Annotated in this window: 1 protein-coding gene; it reads right to left on the reverse strand. The window is 64.3% G+C overall.

Annotation, left to right across the window (positions count from 1 at the left end; all coding sequences use genetic code 11):
* Positions 1-235 (reverse strand): hypothetical protein (locus AC0L3J_RS38405; RefSeq protein WP_473350622.1); only part of this gene is annotated, 235 nt, incomplete at both ends.

A 235-nucleotide genomic window follows, 5' to 3' on the forward strand; every position in this document is an offset into this window, starting at 1 on the left:
TGGCCTTCTCGGCGGGGTCCAGGGCGTAGCCCTTGGCCTTCCACTTCATTTCGACGCCGGTGCGGTTGTTTTTGATGTAACCGGCCGGGTGGCCGTCGAGGTGGCCGACGTAGAAGCCCGACTTCTCGCCCTTCTTGTCGCCCTCGGTCTCGATGCGGTGCTTCTTGCCGTCCATGAAGAGCGAGTTCGCCGCGATCCCAACAGCACCGACGAGGACCGCGTTGCCGCCAAGGAG

The sequence above is a fragment of the Bradyrhizobium sp. Kon37 genome, assembly GCF_055807535.1.